Origin of the sequence: Pseudoduganella danionis (assembly GCF_009720775.1) — a bacterium.
Lineage (GTDB): Bacteria > Pseudomonadota > Gammaproteobacteria > Burkholderiales > Burkholderiaceae_D > Rugamonas > Rugamonas danionis.
Map to the genome: position 1 here is coordinate 1 of NZ_WNKW01000051.1, position 250 is coordinate 250.

General features: G+C 46.8%; 1 protein-coding gene. It reads left to right on the forward strand.

The window, feature by feature from the left end; all coding sequences use genetic code 11:
- A partial coding sequence (locus GM655_RS22670) for an IS3 family transposase (RefSeq protein WP_155436893.1) occupies nucleotides 1–222 on the forward strand: 222 nt, incomplete at its 5' end.
- Between the last annotated feature and the right edge of the window lie 28 nt (nucleotides 223–250).

Genomic DNA, 250 nt, shown 5'->3' on the forward strand with positions numbered 1-250 from the left:
CAAAGCATGTCGCGCAAAGGGAACTGCTTGGACAACGCCCCGATGGAGAGTTTTTTCGCTGTTCTAAAATCGGAGTTCTTCTATTTGAACCAGTTTGGCAGCATCGATGAGCTACAGGCTGGCCTTAAGAGGTACATTCACTATTACAATCACGACCGCATCAAACTCAAATTAAAAGGGCTGAGTCCTGTGCAATATAGGACTCAGCCCTTGGCTGCCTAGCAAACTAAACCGTCCAACTATTTGGGGT